The organism is Sulfitobacter sp. SBS6 (assembly GCF_048285585.1).
Classification (GTDB): Bacteria; Pseudomonadota; Alphaproteobacteria; order Rhodobacterales; family Rhodobacteraceae; genus Sulfitobacter; species Sulfitobacter pontiacus.
Window position 1 is genome coordinate 411,309 of sequence record NZ_JBLWBA010000008.1, and the last position, 23,569, is coordinate 434,877.

The 23,569-nt window shown below is 59.5% G+C and carries 24 protein-coding genes; 6 read left to right on the forward strand and 18 right to left on the reverse strand.

Annotated elements, in window-relative coordinates; translation table 11 throughout:
- Nucleotides 1–29: 29 nt before the first annotated feature.
- From ACNQ62_RS15745 to ACNQ62_RS15800, 12 genes are all read right to left on the reverse strand, one after another.
- The gene (locus ACNQ62_RS15745) at nt 30–524 is read right to left on the reverse strand and encodes a prepilin peptidase (protein WP_418095245.1); all 495 of its coding nucleotides are present in this window, start codon (nt 522–524) and stop codon (nt 30–32) included.
- Nucleotides 525–527: 3 nt separating this feature from the next.
- A complete protein-coding gene (locus ACNQ62_RS15750; RefSeq protein WP_005851667.1) occupies nt 528–1,382 on the reverse strand; it encodes a tetratricopeptide repeat protein in 855 nt (284 codons plus the stop codon).
- A 28-nt stretch (nt 1,383–1,410) separates the two neighbouring features.
- On the reverse strand, nt 1,411–1,965 hold the full coding sequence (locus ACNQ62_RS15755; RefSeq protein ID WP_005851668.1) for a tetratricopeptide repeat protein: 555 nt from the start codon (nt 1,963–1,965) through the stop codon (nt 1,411–1,413).
- Nucleotides 1,966–2,021: 56 nt separating this feature from the next.
- A complete protein-coding gene (locus ACNQ62_RS15760; RefSeq protein WP_373276849.1) occupies nt 2,022–2,978 on the reverse strand; it encodes a type II secretion system F family protein in 957 nt (318 codons plus the stop codon).
- Between the two features lie 12 nt (nt 2,979–2,990).
- Nucleotides 2,991–3,953: a type II secretion system F family protein gene (locus tag ACNQ62_RS15765; protein WP_005851670.1), complete on the reverse strand. Its 963-nt coding sequence runs from the start codon at nt 3,951–3,953 to the stop codon at nt 2,991–2,993.
- A gap of 12 nt (nt 3,954–3,965) precedes the next feature.
- Nucleotides 3,966–5,411 (reverse strand): CpaF family protein, encoded by a 1,446-nt coding sequence (locus tag ACNQ62_RS15770; protein WP_037943335.1) that lies wholly within the window; start codon nt 5,409–5,411, stop codon nt 3,966–3,968.
- A 39-nt stretch (nt 5,412–5,450) separates the two neighbouring features.
- Nucleotides 5,451–6,689: an AAA family ATPase gene (locus tag ACNQ62_RS15775; protein ID WP_037954165.1), complete on the reverse strand. Its 1,239-nt coding sequence runs from the start codon at nt 6,687–6,689 to the stop codon at nt 5,451–5,453.
- Nucleotides 6,690–6,961: 272 nt separating this feature from the next.
- Nucleotides 6,962–7,666: an OmpA family protein gene (locus ACNQ62_RS15780; protein WP_037943337.1), complete on the reverse strand. Its 705-nt coding sequence runs from the start codon at nt 7,664–7,666 to the stop codon at nt 6,962–6,964.
- Nucleotides 7,653–9,092 carry a type II and III secretion system protein family protein gene (locus tag ACNQ62_RS15785; RefSeq protein WP_037943338.1) on the reverse strand — a complete coding sequence of 480 codons (1,440 nt, stop codon included), beginning with the start codon at nt 9,090–9,092 and terminating at the stop codon, nt 7,653–7,655. Before ACNQ62_RS15785 ends, ACNQ62_RS15780 begins: the two co-directional genes overlap by 14 nt.
- A gap of 211 nt (nt 9,093–9,303) precedes the next feature.
- A complete protein-coding gene (gene cpaB / locus ACNQ62_RS15790; protein WP_180828738.1) occupies nt 9,304–10,167 on the reverse strand; it encodes a Flp pilus assembly protein CpaB in 864 nt (287 codons plus the stop codon).
- A 132-nt stretch (nt 10,168–10,299) separates the two neighbouring features.
- Nucleotides 10,300–10,473 (reverse strand): hypothetical protein, encoded by a 174-nt coding sequence (locus ACNQ62_RS15795; protein ID WP_162840119.1) that lies wholly within the window; start codon nt 10,471–10,473, stop codon nt 10,300–10,302.
- 105 nt (nt 10,474–10,578) lie between these two features.
- Nucleotides 10,579–10,767 carry a Flp family type IVb pilin gene (locus tag ACNQ62_RS15800; RefSeq protein WP_064216187.1) on the reverse strand — a complete coding sequence of 63 codons (189 nt, stop codon included), beginning with the start codon at nt 10,765–10,767 and terminating at the stop codon, nt 10,579–10,581.
- Between the two features lie 375 nt (nt 10,768–11,142).
- Here ACNQ62_RS15800 and ACNQ62_RS15805 point away from each other — a divergent pair, with 375 nt between their 5' ends.
- Nucleotides 11,143–11,934, forward strand: a complete 792-nt coding sequence (locus ACNQ62_RS15805; protein ID WP_278375960.1) for a lytic transglycosylase domain-containing protein — start codon at nt 11,143–11,145, stop codon at nt 11,932–11,934.
- Between the two features lie 77 nt (nt 11,935–12,011).
- Here ACNQ62_RS15805 and ACNQ62_RS15810 read toward each other — a convergent pair whose 3' ends face one another.
- From ACNQ62_RS15810 to tldD, 6 genes are all read right to left on the reverse strand, one after another.
- On the reverse strand, nt 12,012–12,638 hold the full coding sequence (locus ACNQ62_RS15810; RefSeq protein WP_132997117.1) for a 3-oxoacid CoA-transferase subunit B: 627 nt from the start codon (nt 12,636–12,638) through the stop codon (nt 12,012–12,014).
- Nucleotides 12,638–13,333: a CoA transferase subunit A gene (locus tag ACNQ62_RS15815; protein WP_005851680.1), complete on the reverse strand. Its 696-nt coding sequence runs from the start codon at nt 13,331–13,333 to the stop codon at nt 12,638–12,640. The genes ACNQ62_RS15810 and ACNQ62_RS15815 overlap by 1 nt, the downstream gene beginning before the upstream one ends.
- Nucleotides 13,334–13,536: 203 nt before the next feature.
- On the reverse strand, nt 13,537–14,109 hold the full coding sequence (locus ACNQ62_RS15820; protein WP_418095246.1) for a L,D-transpeptidase: 573 nt from the start codon (nt 14,107–14,109) through the stop codon (nt 13,537–13,539).
- 102 nt (nt 14,110–14,211) lie between these two features.
- A complete protein-coding gene (gene topA, locus ACNQ62_RS15825) occupies nt 14,212–16,878 on the reverse strand; it encodes a type I DNA topoisomerase (RefSeq protein ID WP_418095247.1) in 2,667 nt (888 codons plus the stop codon).
- A gap of 245 nt (nt 16,879–17,123) precedes the next feature.
- The gene (dprA, locus tag ACNQ62_RS15830) at nt 17,124–18,263 is read right to left on the reverse strand and encodes a DNA-processing protein DprA (protein WP_418095248.1); all 1,140 of its coding nucleotides are present in this window, start codon (nt 18,261–18,263) and stop codon (nt 17,124–17,126) included.
- A gap of 156 nt (nt 18,264–18,419) precedes the next feature.
- Complete coding sequence (gene tldD / locus ACNQ62_RS15835) at nt 18,420–19,844, reverse strand: metalloprotease TldD (RefSeq protein WP_005851686.1); 1,425 nt, start codon at nt 19,842–19,844, stop codon at nt 18,420–18,422.
- Between the two features lie 179 nt (nt 19,845–20,023).
- Here tldD and coxB point away from each other — a divergent pair, with 179 nt between their 5' ends.
- The 5 genes from coxB (at nt 20,024) to ACNQ62_RS15860 (ending at nt 23,497) form a co-directional block, all read left to right on the forward strand.
- On the forward strand, nt 20,024–20,920 hold the full coding sequence (gene coxB, locus ACNQ62_RS15840; protein ID WP_418095249.1) for a cytochrome c oxidase subunit II: 897 nt from the start codon (nt 20,024–20,026) through the stop codon (nt 20,918–20,920).
- A gap of 63 nt (nt 20,921–20,983) precedes the next feature.
- Complete coding sequence (gene cyoE, locus ACNQ62_RS15845; protein ID WP_243251291.1) at nt 20,984–21,919, forward strand: heme o synthase; 936 nt, start codon at nt 20,984–20,986, stop codon at nt 21,917–21,919.
- Nucleotides 21,919–22,095 (forward strand): hypothetical protein, encoded by a 177-nt coding sequence (locus ACNQ62_RS15850; RefSeq protein WP_005851690.1) that lies wholly within the window; start codon nt 21,919–21,921, stop codon nt 22,093–22,095. The genes cyoE and ACNQ62_RS15850 overlap by 1 nt, the downstream gene beginning before the upstream one ends.
- Nucleotides 22,095–22,670, forward strand: coding sequence for a cytochrome c oxidase assembly protein (locus tag ACNQ62_RS15855; protein WP_005851692.1), 576 nt, complete (start codon nt 22,095–22,097; stop codon nt 22,668–22,670). Before ACNQ62_RS15850 ends, ACNQ62_RS15855 begins: the two co-directional genes overlap by 1 nt.
- Nucleotides 22,671–22,693: 23 nt before the next feature.
- The gene (locus ACNQ62_RS15860; protein WP_005851694.1) at nt 22,694–23,497 is read left to right on the forward strand and encodes a cytochrome c oxidase subunit 3; all 804 of its coding nucleotides are present in this window, start codon (nt 22,694–22,696) and stop codon (nt 23,495–23,497) included.
- Nucleotides 23,498–23,569: the final 72 nt, after the last annotated feature.

Consider the following 23,569-nt stretch of genomic DNA (forward strand, 5'->3'; position numbering starts at 1 on the left):
CCAAGGCGTAGCGGTTGAATATGGCAAAATCAGGCCCCGAAGTAGGCACCGAGCATTAAATATGCGGCAAGCACAGTTCCAAGGGCGAGGCCCATGGGGAATTTCTTGGCTTCGTGCCAGCTGACCCATTGCGGGGCAAGCTTGCGCAGGGGAGAATATTTGGCGGCGCGGTGAATGATATAGGCGGCAACCAGCGTCGCCATGAACAGCGCCAAGACAAAGCGCACATCCCCGAGCGCGATAAAGGGTGTGGCGGCGGCGATGAATTTCGCATCCCCCGCGCCCATCAGCCCGCCTGCGTTCATGAAGATGCCCACAACAAGCGCCACCACCATCGCCAGCAGGTGCCAGAGGTAGCTGTCAAAGGGCAGGGTAATCGGGCCGATCAGCACAAACACGGCGGCCAATGCGATCACCGTGACATTGGTGATCCGCATAAAGGCCAGATCGGTGTAGATCGTATAGGCACAAAGGGGCAGCGCGAAGGGCAGGAACCACAGCGCTGCGTAGCTGGTGATCTCCACGCGTTAGCCCGCGTTTTCCAGCGCGCGCAGCGACCGGACGGCGGCCTCGAAGTGCTGCGGGTGGGTGCTGATGGCGTCGCGCAGCAGCCCTTTGCCGGTTTCAACGTCGCCCTTCTTGATCGCGGAGAGGGCGAGGGTGTGCAGCAGTTGCGCGCGCTCGGTCTGGTCCATCTCGATCGGGGGGAGGCTGTATTCACGTTGCGCGCCACGGGCGAGGATCAGGTTGTTCTTGGCGGTAAACAGCGTTGAATCCTGTTTCACAGCCTCGCCGAAAAGGCGTTCGGCAGCCTGATAGTCGCCGCGCGTCAGTTTGGAGTAGCCCCAGTTGTTCATGACCGACCCGGGCTTGGTGGTCAGACCAATGGCGATCTCGTAAAAACTGTCGGCCTTGTCCCATTCCTGCTTGCTGTCAGCGACGATCGCCTCAAGCCGGTAACGGTTGTAGGTTTCATGGGTGGGGGGGACGGAATCCAGCGTCTTTTCCGCTTTGGCCCAATCGCCCGCGCGGATCAGCGCATCGGCGTAGTCAACCTTGTCGTCGGGGGTGGCATCCTTGGAAGCGGCAACTTTGCCCCAGACGGATGCGGCCTCTTGGTTGCGTTTGGCGCGGATCAGGGACTTGCCCAAGCTGCGCTGGATGTCGATGCGGTCGGGGTTTTCCTGCGCGGTGCGGGTGAAATAGCTGACCGCCTCGTTCGGGTCGGCCACTGTCAGCATCACATCGTTGAGGTTGCTTTCATCCACGACGTTCACGTCCTGGAAGGCACGGGTGACGGTATCCTCGCCGGATTTCTTGCCGCAGCCTGCTACTGCGACGACGCCTGCAATGCAGGCGGCCAATAGGATAGGGTGGCGCATTTTTGCGTCCTTTTACTGCTCTGCCTCGTTATGATGCTGGCCGAACCAGATAGTCGCCCGAGCCGCGCCGCACCAATTTATAACTGTCTTCTTGATCCGGGATCGTAACAGAGTTTTCCGATTTTGCGAGTGCTAAGCGCAAATTGTCACGGATTGCGTCACTTTCGCCATTATCGAGCGCATAGGCCTTGCGAAAGGTCAGCTGGGCTTCGGCGAGTTTGCCGCGTTCCATCAACACAACGCCGAGATTATTCCAGACCTCGGGGTGGGTTTCGTCCTTTTCTACAGCGTCGCGCAGCAGCTTTTCCGCCTGACCCAATCGCCCCAGCCCAAGGTTGGCGCTGCCCAGTCCCGACAGGATTTCGGCGTCCAACTGGGAGGCGAGCGCGGCGCGGTTGAAGGCGCGGATGGCCAGTTCATATTCGCCCGCGCGCATCAGACGATGGGCGACCTCTACCCCGTCTTCGGCGTCCTTGCGGGTGTTGACACCGGGGGCAAAGGGGTTGTCAGGGCTGGCGCGCTTGCCCCCAAACGCGGAAAGACCGCCTGCAGAGCAAGCGGCCAATCCGGCGATCAGGGTCATACAAAGCGCGAGCCTGAAGGGTAACGCGCGCTTGGGAATGTGGATCATGCAGAGCCTTACTGACCTAGTTTGGTAATGTTCATCACCGATGGCGCGACCAGGATGATCAGCAGCGGAGGAACGGTCAGCATCATTGTGGCAAGTGTCATCTTGGTTGGCAACTTGTTTGCGGCCTCTTCGGCGCGCATCACGCGTTTGTCGCGCATCTCGGCGGCATAGACCCGCAGCGCATCGGCGATGGATGTGCCGAAGGCGGCGGATTGTACCAGCACCGTCACAAAGGACGACACATCTTGCACACCGCAGCGTTCGCCCATGGCGTTCAGCACGCTGACCTTGTCTTTACCGGCCTTCATCTCATAGGCGACGATTTCGAACTCTTCCGCCAGCGCAGGGTAGGAGGCGCGCAATTCGCGGGCCACACGGACGATACATTGATCAAGCGACTGGCCAGCTTCGACGCAGACGAGCATCATGTCCAGCGCATCGGGAAAACCGCGTGTGATTTCCTCTTTCCGCTCGGCGACGCGGCGGGTCACCCAATAGCGTGGCAGGAAATATCCGATGCCGCCGGGCCCCACGGTATACAGCATCATCTTGTTGGTGGTCATGCCTTCGCCGCCGCCAAGGAAGTTGATGTAGACGGTGCCGATCACCAGCCCGGCAATGCCAAGCGCCATCTGGGCAAAGTGAAAGAACCGTACCGCATCGCGCGAGCTATAGCCCGCCTGACGCAGCAGCAGCGCCTTGGCGCTTAGCTCTTCCACGTCTTCAGGTTCGAGGAACTTGGCGAATTTTTGCAGCTTCTCGTTGCGGTCCGACTGGCGCAGGCGCTGTTGCTTGCCTGCATCGGCAGCCTCGGTCTGGCTACGCTTGAGCTTGGCCAAAGGGTCTTCGGGCTGGCGCAGGATCATGACAAGCGTTGCGCCCACCATGGTCAAGCCCAATGCGCCCAGAATGGCGATCCAGCCCATGGGACCAAGTGCGGTGTCGAGTGAGTTGAGGAAATTCACAGTGAGGCCCCCTTAGACTTTGATATCGGTCAGCTTGCGCATGACGATGAGGTTAAGCGATAGGAACAGGACAACCGCGATACAGCCGGGGATGAACAGCGGGTGGGTCATGACTTCGTCATAGTAATGCGGGTCACCGAGTTTGATCACGATCAGCGCGAGGATCGGGAAGGCGGACAGGAACTTGCCGGACCATTTCGCTTCGGCGGTGATGGCGCGCACGCGGCGGAACAGGCGGAAGCGGGCGCGGATGACCTTGGCCAACCCCGCAAGGATTTCAGCAAGGTTACCGCCCGATTGCTGCTGGATGGTCACGGCCACGGCGAGGAAGCGCAAATCCTGCATATCAAGCCGTTCGGCCATATCTTTGAGCGCCTCGCCAATGTCGCGGCCGTAGGCGGTTTCATCGGCGATCACGCCGAATTCCGACGCCAGCGGGTCCTGGATTTCCTTGGACACGATAGAGATCGCGCTGGTAAAAGGGTGGCCCACGCGCAACGACCGCACCATCAGTTCCACCGCGTCAGGCAGCTGCTCTTCGATCATGTCCATACGCTTTTTCGCTTTAGACGAGATCCAGAAGAATACGGCACCGACACCGATCCCGACAGAGATCAGGATGCGCACGGGCACTTCGGTATTGGTGCCGATGGTCAGCCCCAGAAAGGCGACGACCGAAAGGCCGGCCATGATCATGATCAGCTGTTTCGGCGCAAAGGCGATCGCGGCCTTTTGTGCTTTCTCGGCGAGCAGGGAATAGACCGGAATGGATTTATTATCCATGTGCTGCTGCATTTCCTTGCGCAGCTTGTCCAGAACCTCTTCGCGGCGGGCCCCTTTTTCCAGCATTTCAAGCCGGCGGTTGACCTTGCTGTTGAGGCTGATGGATTTACCGAAAGCGACCAGATACAGCCCTTCGACCAGCACAAGGACACCGACGAAGATCAGGCCATAGATAATGGGTTCTGCACTCATGATTGATAATCCTTACTTGACCACAACGGGTTCATAGATCGACGATGGCAGGTCATAGCCCCACATCTTGAAACGTTCAGAGAAGTGGCTGCGCACGCCGGTGCCGGTGAAGTGGCCGATGATCTTGTTTTCGGGGGTCAGGCCGACGCGCTGAAAGCGGAAGATTTCCTGCATAGAGATCACGTCGCCCTCCATCCCGGTGATTTCGGTGATCGACGTCATGCGGCGCGACCCGTCCTGCAAGCGCGACGCTTGTACGATCAGGTTCACAGCCGACGAGATCTGGCTGCGGACCGCTTTCAGCGGCATTTCGATACCGGCCATGGCGATCATGTTTTCCAGACGGCTGACACCATCGCGGGCAGAGTTGGCGTGGATCGTGGTCATCGACCCGTCGTGGCCGGTGTTCATCGCCTGCAGCATGTCGATCACTTCCTCGCCGCGCGTCTCGCCGACGATGATCCGGTCAGGCCGCATCCGCAGGGCGTTTTTCAGACAGTCGCGCGGGGATACCTCGCCCTTGCCTTCAACGTTGGGCGGGCGGCTTTCCATGCGGCCCACATGGGTCTGTTGCAGTTGCAGTTCGGCGGTGTCTTCGATGGTCAGGATACGTTCATCGTTGGCAATAAACGATGACAGCGCGTTCAGCGTGGTGGTTTTACCAGAACCTGTACCGCCCGAGACGATGATATTCAGACGGGTGGCGACGGCGGCTTGCAGATAGGCTGCCATCTCTTCCGAGAAGGCCCCAAAGCTTACCAGATCATCAATGCCCAGTTTGTCTTTCTTAAACTTACGAATGGAGACAAGGCTGCCGTCCACGGCAATCGGCGGGACCATAGCGTTGAAACGCGAGCCGTCTTTCAAGCGCGCATCGACATAAGGGTTGCTTTCATCGACGCGACGGCCAACGGCGGAAACGATCTTGTCGATGATCCGCAGCAGGTGCTTTTCGTCTTTGAAGGTCACGTCGGTCAGCTGCAGTTTACCCGCGCGTTCCACAAAGATCTGTTGCGGGCCGTTGACCAGAATATCGTTGACGCTGTCGTCTTTCAGCAGCGTTTCCAGCGGACCAAGGCCGGTCACCTCGTCATACAGTTCGGAGTTCAGTTGAACGCGGTCCTCGCGGTTCAACACGATGGATTTCTCGGCCAGAATCTCGGTCGAGATTTCGTTGATCTCGCTGCGCAGATCCTGCTCCGAGGCGTGTTCAAGGGCGGCGAGGTTCAGGTTCTCAAGCAGGGCACGGTGCAGTTCGAGCTTGATGTCGCTCATGCGTTGCTTGCGCTTCACGTCGCGGTCCTGCGGGGCGACGGTTGCGGCTTGAGCCACGCGGCGCATGCTGGCGGGTTTGGGCGCGACCGCTTCCTCTGGCTGTTGCTGGGGCGCGGGAGCCTTCGCCTTTGGGGCGGGTGTGGCTACGGCAACGTCACCTGGCTTTTTATACTTCGAGAACATCTGAATACTCTTTCTAAATTATCTGGCGCTTGGGCCGGATCAGGCGGCTTTGGCTTCGTCAGCCTTGAGGTCGTGGATAGAAGACGCGAGCTTTGCGATCTCGCGACGTAGCGGGTTCTTGGCGGCGGTATTGGCGAGCGGCAGACCGTGGTCGTTGGCCTGCGTCACCTGCTTGCCGCCATCAGGCAGCTGCACGTCGATGGAAATACCAAGGCTTTCTGCCATCCGTTTGACCCGCGCTTTGGCGTTAAGGTCGGTAAATTTCGGCGCGCGGTTCATGACATAGCGCAGCTTTTCGACCGGCAGCTCTTCGGATTGCAGCGCGCGTTTGAAACGCAGGGCGTTTTGCGCGCAGCGCATATCCAGTTCGAGCATGGCAAAATAGACATGCGCATTGCTCAGCACGGTTTCGGTCCATTGCACCAGCGTCGACGGCATATCGACAACAACGTAGTCGAACTGGTTGCGCGCCATATCCAGAATCCGCGTCACATCTTCCGAGGTGATCAGATCAAGCGGCAGCATATCGGCGGGGGCGGTCAGCACCTGAAGCGTGTCTTCATAGGTCAGCAGAGCCTGACCAAAGCTTTCCTCGTCCATCTCGTCTGTCTCGATCAGCATGTCATAGACGACTTCGCGGCGCGGCAGGTCCAGATAGGTCGCCACGGCCCCGAACTGCAGATCGAAATCCAGCAGGCAGACCTTTGGCGGGTTCTTTTTGTCGGAGGTCGCCAGTTCCCACGCCATATTAACGGCCATGCTGGTCGCACCGGTGCCACCGGCCAAACCATGTACCACGATCACCGCGCCGTCTTTATCGGCACCGGGTTTCAGCTTGGGGCCTGCCTCGATATGTTCGGCTGTGGGCTCGGGGCCTGCGCGCAGACGTTCGATGGTCGCCGCCAATTCGCCTTCGGGCAGCGGGTAGGGGACGAATTCATCCGCACCTTGACGCAACAGGGAATGGAGCGAGGCCGGGGACATGTCTTCGGCGATCAGGATCACCTTGATATGACGGGATTTCGCCTGCGAGATGATTTCGGACATCATCGGCAGGTTCTCTTCGTCCTCGGAATCAAGCGCCAGTGCAATCAGCTCGAGCGTCGCCGCTTCGGGCTGGCTGAAAAAAGCGAGGCTTTCAGAAAAGCCGAGATCACCCCAGGCTTCGCCCAAAGCTGATTCCATATCCTCGATCAGCAGGTCAAAGTTCTGTACATCACGGCTGACAGTGCAGGCGATGATCTGTGGTGCGTCAATCTGTGGCATACTGCTGCTCATACCTAAACTTCCCCTTCTTCTCTTTGGGGCGCGGCAAGGGCTGATCGGGCGTCGCCCTGTTCTTTGCCTTGCGGTCCCCTGCGTCAGACCACGGTGGCCGGGCGCAACTGTCCTATTGCAGTGAATATCCCTGCCAAGTTGGGCAAGATTGGGGCTAAATAGTTTCTATTGTTTGGTCTTTTGAAACGATCCGCAGGGATTTGCCGGATTGAAACGCAAAAGGCCCGACCGTCAGCGACGATCAGGCCTTTCACGAGGTATCTTTTATCCGGTTATTCCGTCGTGGTACCGGTCGATGTTGCGCCGCCCGATAGCTGAGTCGGTGGCACGGCGCTGGCAACGTAATCGCGATAGATGATCTGCGCGTATTTGCCGTCCAGTACGGTGGGATGTCGCCCGACAAAGCCGCTGACTTCGGTCACGGTGCGACGGTTCGCCCGTTCGCGGCCTTGTGTCACGATCAACGGCTGTGTTTCGCCAAAGGAAACAACGGCCTCAAGACGGCTGCGGCTGATGCCTTGCGTTGACAGAAACGCAACAACGGATTGTGCTCGGCGCAGGCCCAACGCCTTGTTGTAGCTGTTCGAACCGACGGCATCGGTATGGCCATACACGCGGAACCGGACCTCGGGGAACTGGCGGATCCATCCCGCTTGGCGCCGCAGCACAGCCTGCGCGGCCCCGTCCAGCTGGGCCGAGTTAAAGGCAAAGGTCACCGTGGATTCGACTTCGCCGGCAAAGCGGTTGGCCAGATCGAAGGTGTACTGGCGTTCGCCTGTCATCACCAAACGGTTGTTCAGCGTGGCGTTTCCGAAGGTGCCCAGATCGGTCAGGGATCCTGCTTCGCGGTGGAACTGGGTATAGACCGGATCAGGGCTGCTGACGCAGCCTGCTACGGTCATCGCCAAAGCGGCGCATAACCCGGTGATTTTGCCTGTCGAAGGGATCGCTGAAGTCATCTGATCAATCCAATACATAGCCATATGACCCGCTAAAGTCCTGTTTGGCAACCTCGCCAGCCGCCCCTTTGGTGGGCGCTGTGCTGCCTTTGGACGTGCGACCTGACAGGAACAATTCGCTTTCCGTGGGCGGTTTGATCCGGTCGGTGGGCAGGGCCAAAGCCTCGCCGCGGGTGGGGGTCACGAGATGGGCCGTGATAATGATCACCAGTTCGGACTGGCTGCGCTGATAGTTCGCGCTGCGGAACAACGCGCCCAATACAGGCACATCGCCGATCCAGGGTAGCTGGCTGGAGTTATCGGTGAAATCGTCGGTCAGCAGACCCGCGATCGCAAAGCTTTCGCCGTCGCGCATTTCAACCGTGGTCGAGGTTTCGCGGCGGGTAAAGGCCGAGATGTCGAAACCATTGCCCAAGGACACGCTGTTGCTGGCATCAATCGCCGATACAGCGGCTTTAAGTTCGAGGTTAATCAGGTCTTTATCCACGACACGGGGGATAAAGCTCATCTCTACGCCGAAGGGTTTGTACTGCACCGAAATCTGGTCGCCGGTCTGGGCGACAGGCACGGGGTATTCGCCACCGGCAAGGAACGTCGCCTCTTGCCCGGACAGCGCGACGAGGTTCGGTTCGGCAAGGAAGCGTACGGCGCCCTTCTGCTCCAGGGCTTCAAGCAGCAGGCCGACTTGGGTGGACCCTGCGTTAAAGCCGAACAGTACCGCGCCTGCGTTGCTATTGGACGCAGGTGTCGTGCCGCCAAGAGAGTTTGCAATCGCGCCTGATGTATTTGTCGTATTGGTCCCGCCGTTGATCGCAAGATCATTGCCCACCAGCCCGTTCAACGCGAGCGACGCGCTTAAGGATTTGGAGACAGATCGGCTCATCTCGGCAAAGCGGACTTTCATCATCACCTGCTGGATGCCGCCGACGCTCATCAGGTTGGAGACGCGTTCTGGCGCGTAGCGTTCGGCCAGATCAAGGGCGCGCTGCAGGCGTTGGGTCGACGACACGATGCCCGACAGAACGATACCGTCGTTGGCTGTGCGCACTTCGATCTTTTCGCCGGGCAGGATCTGCCGCAGGCGTTCCTTGAATTCAGAGACATCCGCCGCGACGCGCACATCCACGTTGGTGATCAGCTGACCGGCCGCATCCAGCAGGGTCAGCGTGGTCAGGCCAGGGGATTTGCCCAGCACATAGATGGTGCGATCGGAGAGGGATGAGATATCCGCGATCCCCGGGTTGGCGATGCTAAGCTCGGCAAAGGGGATGTCGCTTTCAACCACAACCGCGCGGTTCATCGGGACTTCCAACACACGGTTGGTGCCCTTTTTGACCACACGGAGTGTGTTGGCCTGCGCGTCGATCGGCGCAGTCAATGCAAATGGCATCGCGCCAATGGTCAGTCCCAATAGGGCTGCTTTAATAAACTTATCGATTTTCATGTGACCTGCCTTTGTGATCACGCCTCAAAATAGGGTCTTTGCGCCCGCCGTTTGCGACACTGTGCGGTCCTTTGCGTTTTTTTGCAAGAATCAATGACAGGGGGTGGCGGGTATATGTGGATTAACAGCAACATATCCGAAATGGCAAAACGCCGCGCAAAGTGATGCGCGGCGGTGTTGAGGTCCGTATTTGCCCTGCCTGACAAGCAGATCAGTTGGTGCAGGGGATCGGGATTTCGACCACTTCGGCACCACGACGGGTCCGGATGGTGCAGACTTTTTCTGTAGTTGTTTCGACTTTGACCGTTTCTTCCGTCAGGCCGAGCAGGCGGCGCTGGTCGACTTCGATCTCGCCGGCGACGGTGTCATCCTCTGCCCCGACGAGCGAGAGGGATAGGTCACCCGTCGATTGAGCCTGTGCCAATGCGGCAACTTGATAGGGCTGAACGGCAACAGTCACAGTATTCGCAATGGCGGCTTCGCTGCGTTCGCCGCCGGCGCTTTGGTCGATCGCGATGATCTTGACGCCTGCCTCGATCAGTTTGGTCACGTCTCCGGTATCGGCGCGATCGTTGCCGCCTCGGTTGATGCGGCCGGTCCAGTAGACATCGACACGGTCACCGGGGCGCAGGAAGCCCGAGACGCCACTTGATACATCGACGCGGATCGCGAAAGCACGGCTGCCCCGTTCCAGCTGCGAGGTGAGGCCGGTATCGGCACCGGGTTCGGTCACCTTCACCGCCATAATGGCTTCGTCTTTTTCCATCGCACGCAGCACGACACGCAGGTCATCGCTGTTTTCGGGGAAAAGCGCTGCTTCTTCTATAAACGTGCCTTCGGGGATCGCATCCTCGGGCCATTTTACCTGCCGCACATCTTCGCGGGTCAGGCGCTGCCCGTATTTTAGCGGCCCGTTGGCCACATATACACCAACCGTTGGCACGATCTGCGCCAAAGCCTCTTGGGCCTGTTGGTTGGCGCGTTGATATTCACTGATGCGGCCCTTTGCCAGATACACAGCACCACCTGCCAAAGCGATACCGGCGAGCAGGACCAGTCCAAAAACCATCCGCATGTTACTTACCTCTCTTGAGTGTGTGCCGGTCCCAAGACGCGGCGCGAAACTTATACCAATGGATAGGCGGTGATTGTGTTCAGACTATGGATAATCCGCGACCAAGCTGGGTCATTATAGTGCTGGATTGGGTTAGATGTCGCCCGGCGTCTGTGTCATCACTTTGTCTGCCAAGTCTACAGTTCCGGTGGTCATGCTGACGACAATGAGAACAGCCAGAGATACGACGGCGGCAGAAAGAACAACCCAGTCAACTGTGACCGCACCGCTTGGGCTTTGCCAGAATTTAAGAAGCTTTGTGATCATTGTGTTGCCTTGCTTGATGAAAGTTTAAGTACACGTTAGGCCGCATTCCGTTTTGCGGAATGCGGCCACCTCGGGTGCAGGCATCGTTGCCGCAAGGGCGCTATATTACTTTTTCGTCGCCGGATCTTGGGTTCCCATATACGTGCTTGTTTTCGCTGTCAGATCTTTTGCGCCTGTTTCGATCGAGGTGTAAGCTGCGACGGCCAGGCCAACAACGGCGGCGGTCAGAACAACCCAGTCAACAGTCACAGCGCCGGATTCGTCGTTTTTGAAGTTCTTGATAAAGTTCATCATGGTATGTCCCTCCAAGGATCATAAAGTTTTCAATCTCAACCCTGTCGTCCGTTTCGATGCTTCTCTCTCAATTCCGCATCTGGCTGACTTGGTATGAGCCTATATAGCCTTGTGAATGGGGCACGAATTTGGCGGCAATTGTGACATTTCGTTTTTCAGGGCCGGTTTTTGGCAGAATTATTGTAGCCCGCTGATACGAAAAGATTTTCCGTCTTCATTTTTTGTTATCCTTGATGTGAAGCGGGGCAGGATTGCATCAATTATGGCGAAATCGCCATGTTCCCTGCCATGTTTGGTTGGTTTGGCGAAGGTTTCCGTGCGAGATTGCTGAAAAAGAGCATTAAATAATCAGTGCAGGCAGCGATGTTTCGACGAATGACCGTATCTTTGATGGTGGGGATGCTGGCGGCCTCGGCTGTCTGGGCAGACGCGCCCAAGCCGTTTCCGAAGTTCGAGGCAAAACGTGTGAAGCCGCCCAAGCCGGGCAGTACCAATCGGATCAATGTCTTTATCGAACCCAAGGCCGACGACGTACCCGAGGTTGTCGCAACCGACTCCGGTGCCATCGTGCCAGCGTCACCGGGGCAATATGATTGGTTCTGGGATCGTGTCTCTCCGGCGGTCGAGAAATCTGGCCCGGGCCGGCTGGAGGCCGCGATGGTCACGCTGGCAACGGCCAGCAGCAAAATCCCCGCGCCACGCATGCAACAGATGCAAGAGATCGCCAAGGCCAACGGGATCGACATCCTCCGCTCTACCATCGGGACACAGGTGTCACCTGCGCTTGTGCTCGCGGTGATCACGGTTGAATCTGCAGGACGGCCCGATGCCATCAGCGGGGCGGGGGCGCAGGGGTTGATGCAGCTGATGCCTGATACAGCGACGCGCTTTGGGGTAACCGATAGTATGGTCCCGACGCAGAATATCGCGGGCGGCGTAAAATACCTGGATTGGCTGATGGGCGAATTTGACCGCGATCCGATCTTGGTGCTGGCGGGCTATAACGCGGGCGAAGGGTCCGTGCACAAGCACGCGGGCGTGCCGCCTTTTGCCGAAACCCGTGACTATGTGCCCAAGGTGCTGGCCGCTTTTCAGGTCGCCAAGGGCCTGTGCCAGACCCCGCCCGAGCTGATCTCGGACGGATGTGTCTTTGCGGCGATGAACTGACACCAGTTCGGGGCCGGATGTTAAAAGGGGCGCGGCCATCGCTGGCTGCGCCCCTTGTTGTTCATCGTGCCAGCAGATTAGACGATTGTCGCTTCGGTCGCGGCGCGCAGTTCGTCTTCCGTGACGCCATCGGCGCATTCAACGATCTTCAGCCCGCCCTCAACGACATCCAGCACACCCAGATTGGTGATGATGCGGTCGACAACGTTCTTACCGGTGAGCGGCAGGGTACATTCTTTCAGCACCTTGCTGTCGCCATGCTTGCTGGCGTGGTCCATGACCACCACAACGCGGCCCACACCCGCGACCAGATCCATCGCGCCGCCCATGCCTTTGACCAGCTTGCCGGGGATCATCCAGTTGGCGAGGTCGCCGTTTTCAGCCACTTCCATCGCGCCCAGAATGGCCATGGCGATCTTGCCGCCGCGGATCATCCCGAAGGAGGTCGAGCTGTCGAAATACGAGGTGCGATCCAGCTCGGTGATGGTCTGCTTGCCCGCGTTGATCAGGTCGGCGTCTTCTTCGCCGTCGATGGGGAAAGCCCCCATGCCCAACATGCCGTTTTCCGACTGCAACGTCACATCCATCCCCTCGGGGATGTAGTTGGACACCAGCGTCGGAATCCCGATGCCAAGGTTCACATACCAACCGTCTTGCAGTTCCTGCGCGGCGCGTGCCGCCATTTGATTGCGATCCCAAGCCATTATGCCGTCCTCACTGTGCGCTGTTCGATACGTTTCTCGTGATCACCCTGAATGATGCGGTGCACATAGATGCCGGGCAGGTGGATCGCGTCGCCGCCAAGGCTGCCACGGGGAACGATCTCTTCGACCTCGGCGATGCAGATCTTGCCACACATGGCCGCTGGCGGGTTGAAGTTGCGCGCAGTTTTGCGGAACACCAGATTGCCAGTGTCATCCGCTTTCCAGGCTTTCACGATCGCCAGATCCGCAACGATGCCGCGCTCAAGGATATAGGTCTCGCCGTCGAAATCCTTGTGCTCTTTGCCTTCGGCGATCACGGTGCCAACGCCGGTTTTGGTATAGAAACCGGGGATGCCCGCGCCACCCGCACGCATACGTTCGGCCAAGGTGCCTTGCGGGTTGAATTCCAGCTCAAGCTCGCCGCCGAGATACTGGCGCATGAATTCCTTGTTCTCGCCGACGTAAGAGCTGATCATTTTCTTGACCTGCTTGGTCTGCAACAAGATACCGATGCCGAAATCATCTACGCCCGCATTGTTCGAGGCAAAGGTCAAATCCTTGGTGCCCGCGTCCCGGATCGCGTTCAGCAGCAGTTCGGGAATACCGCAAAGGCCAAAGCCTCCCGCTGCGATCAGCATGCCATCGTGCAGCACGCCTTCCAGCGCCTCGGCAGCGCTTCCATAGATTTTCTTCATTCCGGCTCCTTTCAAGAGAGGCTCACGGCCCTGTCGTATTATCGTTATACGACTTCTATGACGCGGCGTAACCAACGTGTCAAACCGCCGACGCTAATGTCAGCGGTACCAGTGGTGCTTGCCGGAAAATTCGGGGGAATGTGCGCCCACCCTGCGTCGGGTGGGCAGCTGTCGTCGCGGGGTCAGTGCAGCCCGCAGCGAGGTCAGACGATGCGTACCTGCGTGCCGATGGGGGCAATCTGGTACAGCGCCTCGATCATGTGGTTGTAAAGCCCGATGCACCCGTCAGAGCTTTGCCGCCCGATCTTGCGCGTGTCATGGGTGCCGTGGATCAGATAGGCGGGCCAGCTGAGGTACATCGCATGGGTGCCAAGCGGGTTGTCCGGACTGGGCGGCATATACTTCAGATCGGGGTCGCGTTCGATCATGCTGGGTGTCGGTGTCCAGTCGGGCCCGACACGTTTGCGCACAATGCGGGTGTAGCCGCGTTTGGTCAGTTCGTCGCTGCGGGGCACGGAGGTCGGGTAAATCTTGTAGGTCTCGCCATCGCCGCCCCAATAGTGCAGCGCGCGGGAAGAGGTATCAGCCACGATCGCGGCTTTGCCCAATGTATCAAAGTGGTCCTGCCAGTTCTGGCTGGAAAATCCGTTGGTGTTATGACGTACCGGTGCCGCGATCTCTGGCACCGGCGTCTGTGCGCGCAATAGGGCCGGCGTGAAAAGCGCCGCGCCGGCTGTCAGGATCAACCCGCGTCTTGAGAATGTCTGCTCTGCCATCTTTATGTCCTTCTACCGTGGCGATTGTCACAGGTAAAAGCAGCAAGGGCAGGGCGGGGCAACTCACATATATGTCATTTCATGAATATGTGAGTTGCGCTCTCAATCTTCCGGTGCGGTGGCCGATTTTGCGGGTGCCTTTTTGGCCGCTGGTTTCTTTGCGGGAGCCTTCTTGGCAGCCGTTTTCTTGGCCGGAGCCTTTTTCGCAGCGGTTTTCTTTGCTGCGGGCTTCTTGGTTGCGGCTTTGCGCTTGGCAGGGGATTTCGCCAGCTTTTCCTCGATCAGCTCAACCGCACGTTCCATGGTCAGATCGGCAGGCTCAACCTCTTTGGGGATGGTAGCGTTGACTTTTTCCCACTTCACATAAGGCCCGTATTTGCCTTCCATGATGTTGACCTCGCCACCCAGATCAGGGTGTTCGCCCATCTCGCGGATCGGTTTTGCCGCTTTGCCACGCCCGCCACGGCTGGCGACTTTCTCGGCCAGAAGCTGCACGGCGCGGTTCATCCCAACGGTGAACACCTCGTCCAGTGTTTCGAGGTTGGCATTGGTCCCGCCACGGTTCGACGTGCTGTCGGCGTGTTTGATATAGGGGCCGTAGCGCCCGATATTTGCCCAGACCATCACCCCATCTTCCGGGTGCGGGCCGATCTCTCGCGGCAGCGACAGCAGCATGACAGCGCGTTCCAGCTCCAGCTCTTCGGCTGGCCAGTCCTTGGGCACCGATTGACGCGGCGGTTTTTTGTTCTCTTCGGTGACGGGGCCGCGCTGCACATAGGGGCCGAAGCGCCCTTTGAACACGCGAATCTCGTCGCCCATATCCTCGCCCAGCAGTTTGCCGTCGGGCGGAATAGCCGAGGCTTCGGCCTCGGGGTCGGGCGGGCCGAAGGGGCGGGTATAGCGGCATTCAGGGTAGTTAGAACAGCCGATGAACGCGCCGCCGGACCGTGCGGTGCGCATGGACAAACGCCCGATCTCGCAGTTGGGGCACAGGCGCGGATCGCTGCCATCCTCATTGGGCGGGAAGAGATGCGGCTCGAGTACCTCGTTGATCTTCTCCAGCACCTCGGTGATGCGCAAATCGGCGGTTTCGGCAATCGCAGCCGAAAAATCCTGCCAGAACCTGCCCAGCACATCCTTATAGTCGGCATCCGCCGCGCTCACCTTATCAAGCTGGTTTTCCAGATCGGCGGTGAAATCATAGCCCACATATTTGCGGAAGTAATTCTCGAGGAAGGCCGTCACCAAACGGCCCTTGTCCTCGGGGAACAGACGGTTGCCTTCCTTGCGAACGTATTCGCGATCCTGAATGGTGGTGACAACGCTGGCATAGGTCGACGGGCGCCCGATTCCCAGCTCTTCCATGCGCTTGACCAATGTCGCTTCGGTGTAGCGGGGGGGCGGCTGGGTAAAGTGCTGCTCTGGCGTGACGGCGCGTTTGTCCATCTTGTCGCCTTGGGTGATCTGCGGCAGGCGCTTGTCATCCTCGTCCACGACATCGTCGCGGCCTTCTTCGTAGACGCGCAGGAAGCCGTCGAATTTCACCACCTGACCGGTGGCGCGCAGCCCGACCTGTTCGTCCTTGCTGCCGATCTCTACCGTGGTGCGTTCCAGACGCGCGCTTTCCATCTGGCAGGCCAGCGTGCGCTTCCAGATCAGGTCGTAAAGCTTGCGTTGATCCGGTTCGGTCAGTTTCAGCGCGTCGGCATCTTTGGTCATGTCGGTGGGGCGCACACATTCGTGCGCCTCTTGCGCGTTCTTGGCCTTGTTCTTGTAAATGCGCGGCTCGGACGGGACATACTCCGCCCCGAACCGGTCCGAGATAGCGTCCCGTGCCATCGTGATCGCTTCGGGGGCCATGTCGATGCCGTCGGTCCGCATATAGGTGATGTGACCGGCTTCATAGAGCCGCTGCGCTGTGCTCATGGTCTGGCGTGCGCCCATGCCGAACTTGCGGCTGGCTTCCTGCTGCAGGGTCGAGGTCATGAACGGGGCCGAGGGGTTGCGGCTCGCGGGTTTCGCTTCGACGCTGGTAACCGTCAGATCACGGCTGGTGATCGCCTGCACCGCCATCTCGGCTTGCGTTTCATTGCCAAGATCAAAACGGTCCAGCTTCTTACCGGCAAGCGTCACCAGACGGGCCTCGAACTCTTGCCCGCGCGGGGTGGCGACCAGTGCCTTGACGCTCCAGTATTCGCGGTTGCGGAAGGCCTCGATCTCCATCTCGCGCTCGACGATCAGCCGCAAGGTGACCGACTGTACCCGCCCCGCCGATTTCGCGCCGGGCAATTTGCGCCATAGGACGGGCGACAGGTTGAAGCCCACCAGATAATCCAGCGCGCGCCGTGCCAGATAGGCCTCGACCAGTGGCATATCGACCTGACGCGGGTTCGCCATCGCCTCGGTCACGGCCTTTTTGGTGATCTGGTTGAACACCACGCGGCTGACCGGCGTATCCTTCTTGATCGACTTGCGCTTGGTGAGCGCCTCTTGCAGGTGCCAGCTAATCGCTTCGCCTTCGCGATCAGGGTCAGTCGCGAGGATCAATGCGTTGTCGTCTTTCAGCGCATCAGCGATGGCTTTGACGTGTTTCTTGCTTGCGGCGGCGACTTCCCAGGTCATGTCGAACCCGTTTTCCGGGTCGACCGATCCGTCTTTGGGCGGCAGATCGCGGACGTGGCCGTAGGACGCAAGCACGGTGTAATCACTGCCGAGATACGAGTTGATCGTTTTAGCTTTGGCAGGTGATTCGACGACGACAACTGGCATAAAATTCGGCACCTTGGATCAAATTAATTCGCGTGGCTTATGCTGTGACATGTGGCGTGAAGCGAAGTTTGTCAATCCGCAGAACAGCGCGCCCCCTTTGATACACGGGCTATAAAGCGCCTTTTAGGGGGTGTTTCACGGTGTAATCCGGCCGGGGTTCCGGCTTCCAGATGGTCTAAATCCCGGGGGCGCTTTGGAGGGTCTCCAAAGCGGGGGCTGGCCCCCGATCTGCGGCCGCGTCACGCTCAGTCCGCGCGGGATACCAGCCCGCCTGCATGGCGCAGGATATGCCCGTTCAACTCAAGCTCCACCAGAACAGGTGTGGCGATCCCCGGTGCGACCGCCAGATCGCGCAGCAGCTGGTCTTCGGCAACGGGGCTGGGGCCAAGGCGTGACAATATATCGGTGTGCAGCGCTGCAATGTCGCGCTGGGGCGCGGGAGCGGCTGCTTGGGAAATGGGCGGGCTGGCGGCGGGAGCTTTTGCCGGTCCCAGTTGATCAATCACATCTGCGGCATTGCGCACCAGCGCCGCCCCGTCACGGATCAGCATGTTGCAGCCCGCGGCACGGGCATCGAAGGGATGGCCGGGCACGGCAAGCACCTCTCGCCCCTGATCCAGCGCGTCACGGGCGGTAATCAGGCTGCCGGATTTTGCCGCCGCTTCGACCACGACCGTTGCGCGGCTTAGCCCTGCGATGATCCTGTTGCGGCTGGGGAAATGCCGCGCCATCGGTTGCAGCCCCATCGGTTGTTCCGAAATGCGCAGCCCTTGGGCCGCGATATCTTGGGCAAGCGTCGTATTCTCTACCGGATAGATCACATCGACGCCCCCCGCTTGCACCGCGATTGTGCCGGTGTCGAGCGTCGCCAGATGTGCCGCGGCATCAATCCCCCGCGCCAATCCGGAGACGACGGTAAACCCCGCCTCTCCCAAGCCGGATGCCAAGGCGCGGGCCATGCGCGTCCCGAGCGATGAGGCGTTTCGCGCGCCCACAATCGACACCAAGGGGCGGTGCAGCAGCTCGATATCTCCGATTGCCCATAGAAACGGGGGGGCGTCGTCAAGCTCTGCCAGATGAGGGGGGTAGGCTGCGCAATCATGGGCAATCAAGCGCGCGTTCGCGGCCTTTGCCGCGCGCAGCTCTGCGTGCACGACATTCTCGGGGCAGATGCGATAGTCTTTCACACCTGCGGCGCGGGCGACGTCGGGCAATGCCGCAAGCGCGGCACGCGCTGTGCCGTAGTCGCGCAGCATGCGGTAATAGGTGACAACGCCGACACGGCGCGAGCGCAACAGACGAAGCCGCGCAAAGCTGTCGTCTTCCAGGGTGGGTGGGACCAAGGGGGGCGTGGAAGAGGAAGGAGTGTTGTTCCTGTCAGTCATCCCGCGTCTCCGTCCGTTGCATCACCAGCTTTAGGCAAAGCTGCTTAACGAAACGTGAACGGCGAAGGTATAATCCGAAGTAATAATCTTCTTCTACGTGCCAAGCTGTCTCGGATCACCGAAGCACCTAAGTGCATTCCGGTAATCCGTTTTCACTTAGGCGGCAGCGGCACCGCCGACGGTCAGGCCGCCGATCATCAATGTGGGCTGTCCAACGCCCACGGGCACCCATTGGCCCGCCTTGCCGCAGTTGCCCATGCCCGGATCCAGCGCGGGATCATTGCCGATGGCGCGGATCTGTTGCAGCGCCGTGGCCCCGTCTCCGATCAGCGTGGCCCCTTTGACGGGGTCGCCGACCACGCCATTGCGCACACGGTAAGCTTCGGTGCAGGAGAAAACGAACTTGCCGTTGGTGATATCCACCTGCCCGCCGCCAAAACCGACCGCATAGATGCCGTCCTTGAGGTCCGCGACGATATCACCGGGGGCCACGTCACCGCCCAGCATATAGGTGTTGGTCATGCGCGGCATCGGGGTGTGGGCATAGGATTCGCGGCGGCCATTGCCGGTTGGGGCCACGCCCATCAGCCGGGCGTTCTGCCGGTCCTGCATATAGCCTACCAGCACACCGTCCTCGATCAGCACATTCTTGGCCGAGGGCGTGCCTTCGTCATCAACAGAGATAGACCCGCGCCGGTCGGGGAGGGTGCCATCATCCAGCACCGTCACGCCTTTGGCGGCGATGCGTTGGCCCATGAGGCCGGCAAAGGCGCTTGAGCCCTTGCGGTTGAAATCTCCTTCCAATCCGTGACCGATGGCCTCGTGCAGCAGGATGCCGGGCCAGCCGGGGCCAAGCACAACATCCATGACGCCCGCAGGCGCAGGCACGGCACGCAGGTTGACGCAGGCGATGCGCAGGGCTTCGCGCGTTTTGGCCTGCCAGTCGGCGGGGTCCAACAGTCCGTCCAGCCCGACACGCCCGCCGCCACCGGCGGTCCCGCTTTCGCGGCGGCCATCCTGTTCGACGATCACCGACACGTTCACCCGCGTCATCGGGCGCACATCGCGGACAGAGGTGCCCTCGGGGCGCAGAATCTCGACCTCCTGGATAGAAGCAGAGATAGAGGCAGAAACCTGCACGACACGCGCATCAAGGCTGCGGGCGAAATCGTCGATCTCGCGCAGGGTGTCGACCTTGACGGGAAAGGCCGCGCCCGCGATCGGATCTTCGTCGGTATAGAGCTTTTGATTGGTCGCGGCTGGCGCATCCGCCCATGTGCCGCCCCCCGCACCCACGGCCAGCCGTGCCGTTTCGCTTGCGCGGCGCAGGGCGGCTTCGGTGATCTCGGTCGAGTGGGCATAGCCAGAGACATCGCCCCGCACCGCCCGCAGGCCAAAGCCTTCGGAGGCATCGTAGCTGGCCGTTTTCAGCCGCCCGTCGTCAAACACCAACCCTTCAGACCGCCGGCGTTCGAAAAACAGTTCCCCGTCGTCGGCACCTGCCACAGCGTCGCGCAGGATGGACAGCGCGGCGTCACGGTCAAGCTGCGCCTCAAAGGGGTTGAAAGGCGGCTGGCTCATAAAAATGTTCCCTGAATCGTGTCATAAAAATCGCTTCGCGTCCGTTTGACGCAAGCAGAAGTCTTTATCTTGAAGTTAGAATATGATTGTAAGCGTACAGATTACAACGGGACAGCTGCCTCCAATTGCGGGGTGCTGCTGGGATTCGCTTATCAATGGTCACAAGATCAGGACGACATATGAAACATCTTCTCTCTTTTTCGGGTCTCATGGCCGCTTTTTCCGCCGTGCCAGTAATGGCGCAGGAAAACCTTCGCATCGACGGGCTGGAAATCATTGGTGAGCCGGTAGACGGCAAGATGGGCTTTCAGCCAGCCGTGACCCGCGTCGCGCAAGACATCCACGATCTGGACCACCTGATCCTGATCATCATCACCTTGATCACCATCTTCGTGACCGGTCTGATCCTTTGGGTGGCGATCCGCTATAACCGCAAGCGCAACCCCGTTGCCGCATCCTTCACACACCACACGCCGGTTGAAATCCTCTGGACCGTCGCACCGATCGTGATTCTGGTGCTGATCGGGGCCTATTCGCTGCCGATCCTGTTCCGTCAGCAGGAAATCCCGCAGGCCGACCTGACCATCAAAGCGACCGGCAACCAGTGGTACTGGTCCTATGAATATGTCGACGAGGGCTTTGGCTTCGACAGCTATATGATCGGTGCACCGGCTGTTGGCGGCGAAAACCGCAAAACACCTGAAGTGATCGCGCAGCTTGAAGCGGCCGGCTATACCGAACAGCAGTTCCTGCTGGCGACCGATACCGCCGTTGTGATCCCTGTCGGTCAGACCATCGTTGTTCAGGTCACCGGTTCCGACGTGATCCACTCCTGGGCGATGCCTGCCTTCGGTGTGAAACAGGACGCCGTGCCCGGCCGTCTGGCGGAAACATGGTTCACCGCCGAGAAAGAAGGCGTGTACTTCGGTCAGTGTTCCGAGCTGTGCGGCAACGCCCACGCCTATATGCCGATCACTGTGAAAGTCGTCTCGGAAGAGGCCTATGCCGAGTGGCTTGGCAACGCGAAAGAAGAGTATGCGGGCATCCCGCAGACTCTGACCGTTGCGTCCAAGTAAGGCACAATTGCTGATGCGGGGTGCGCGAGGCGCGCCCCGGGTTCCTTTTGTATGAGAGATCGCATGACAGATACCAGCACGACACCTGCGGGCGAGTATGAGGCGCAGTTCGGCGATTATTTCGCCCTGATGAAGCCGCGCGTCATGCAGTTGGTGGTATTTACCGCACTTGTTGGCATGCTCGCCGCGCCGGTGTCTGTGCACCCCGTGATCGGCTTTGCCTCGATCCTGTTTGTCGCCATCGGGGCAGGGGCCTCGGGCGCGCTGAACATGTGGTGGGACGCCGACATCGACGCGATCATGCGCCGGACCCAAGGCCGCCCGATCCCGTCGGGGCGCGTCCAGCCGGGCGAAGCGCTGGCGATCGGTGTGGCGCTGTCGGGCATGTCTGTTGTCATGCTGGGGCTGGCGGCCAACCTGCTGGCCGCGGGTATGCTGCTGTTCACCATCCTCTTCTACGCCGTTTTCTATTCCATGTGGCTTAAGCGTGCGACGCCGCAGAACATCGTCATCGGCGGTGCTGCGGGGGCGTTCCCGCCCGTGATCGGCTGGATCATCGCCACCGGTAGCTTCTCGGTCGAGGCATGGCTGATGTTCGCGCTGATTTTCATGTGGACCCCGCCGCACTTCTGGGCCTTGGCGCTGTTCATGCGCAATGACTATGACGACGCGAAGGTGCCGATGCTGACCGTGACCCACGGCCGCCGCTCCACCCGTCGTCACATTCTGGCCTATACTGTTTTGCTGGTCATTCTGGCAGTCGGCACCGGCTTCACCTCGATCGGCGGGCCAATCTATCTGGCGACCGCGGGTGTGCTGAACCTGTTGTTCCTGATCGGGGCCTTCCGCATCTGGCAGCGTGATGAAGATGACAGCGAAGCCGATGATTTCCGCGTTGAACGCAAGTTCTTCCGCCTGTCGCTATGGTATCTCTTCCTGCACTTCGGTGCCATTTTGCTTGAGGCCACCCTGCGGGGCTACGGCTTGGGAGGCTGGTAATGGGCATTCGCGCTGAACACGAGATTCACACACGCCGCCGCGGGCGCAACCTTGGCGTCGGTCTGCTGCTGGCCGCCTTCGTCGTGCTGGTCATGGCACTGACCTTTGTCAAAATCACCAATATCGATTTCAACGATCTGCCCGGTGGTGAGCTTCAAACACAGGAGAGCAACTGATGGCCCTGTCCGGACCCGCGAAGACTGTGGTGCAAACCGTCTCTGTCGTCATCCTGATGGGGGGGCTGGCTTGGGCATCGGTGCCGTTCTACGACTGGTTCTGCCGCGTCACCGGCTTTGGCGGGACGCCGGGACAGGTCGCCGGAGCCGAGGGCGAGGTGCTGGATCAGACGATCAAGGTGCGTTTCGACGGCAGCTTGAACGAAGACATGCCGTGGGAATTCAAACCCGTCGTCAACGAAATGGAACTGCGCATCGGCGAGACCGGGCTGGCGTTCTACGAGGCCTATAACCCAACCGATCACCCCGTCGCGGGGCAGGCGTCCTACAACGTGACACCCTATGCCGCCGGGGCCTTCTTTGAAAAGATCGAATGTTTCTGCTTTACTGAGCAGGTGCTCGCCCCCGGTGAGCGTGTTCAAATGCCCGTCAGCTTCTTTGTTGACCCCGAAATCGTCGAAGACCGTGATGGCAAGTATGTACATACGATCACACTGTCTTATACGTTCTATGAAATCGACCTGCCCGAGGACTATGAAGCCCCCGATCAGGACAGCGAGACAAACCTGAATTAAGAAAAAGGTGAGGGACTGAACCAATGGCCCATGAAAAGAACCATGACTATCACATTCTGCCGCCGTCCACATGGCCATTGCTCAGCTCCATCGCCGGCTGTGTCATGCTGGTTGGTGGTGTCTTCTGGATGCACGATGTAACCCCCTTCGTCTTCTTGGGTGGTCTGGTTGCCGTTCTGTACTGCATGTTCGGATGGTGGTCCGAGGTTGTTGCTGAAAGCCACGTCGGCGATCACACCAACGTCGTGCGCATCGGTCTGCGCTATGGCTTCATCCTGTTCATCATGTCCGAAGTGATGTTCTTTGTGGCGTGGTTCTGGACCTTCTTCAAAGAAGCGCTGTACCCGATGGATGAATTCCCGGGCTCCACATATGTGCAGCCGGATATCATTCCCGTTGACGCCTTCCACCTGCCGCTGATCAACACACTGATCCTGCTGCTGTCGGGCTGTGCTGTCACGTGGGCACACCACGCGCTGGTACATGAAAACAACCGCAAAGACCTGATCGCCGGCCTGTCCATCGCGATCGTTCTGGGCATGCTGTTCACCGCGTTCCAGGCCTATGAATATTATGAACTGCTGGCCCATGACGACTGGACCTTCGGCGGCGACCTGTTCTTCTCCAGCTTCTTCATGGCGACAGGCTTCCACGGTTTCCACGTTGTGATCGGCACGATCTTCCTTGCGGTCTGCCTGTTCCGCGCGATGAAAGGCCACTTTACCCAAGAGCAGCACGTCGGCTTCGAAGCCGCTGCCTGGTACTGGCACTTTGTTGATGTGGTCTGGCTGTTCCTCTTCTTCGCCGTCTACATGTGGGGCATCTAAGCCCGCAGTCGGCTTGCAAACCGGGCCGCAATCACTAAAAGCAACAGGCGCGCGAGGGGGACCTTGCGCGCC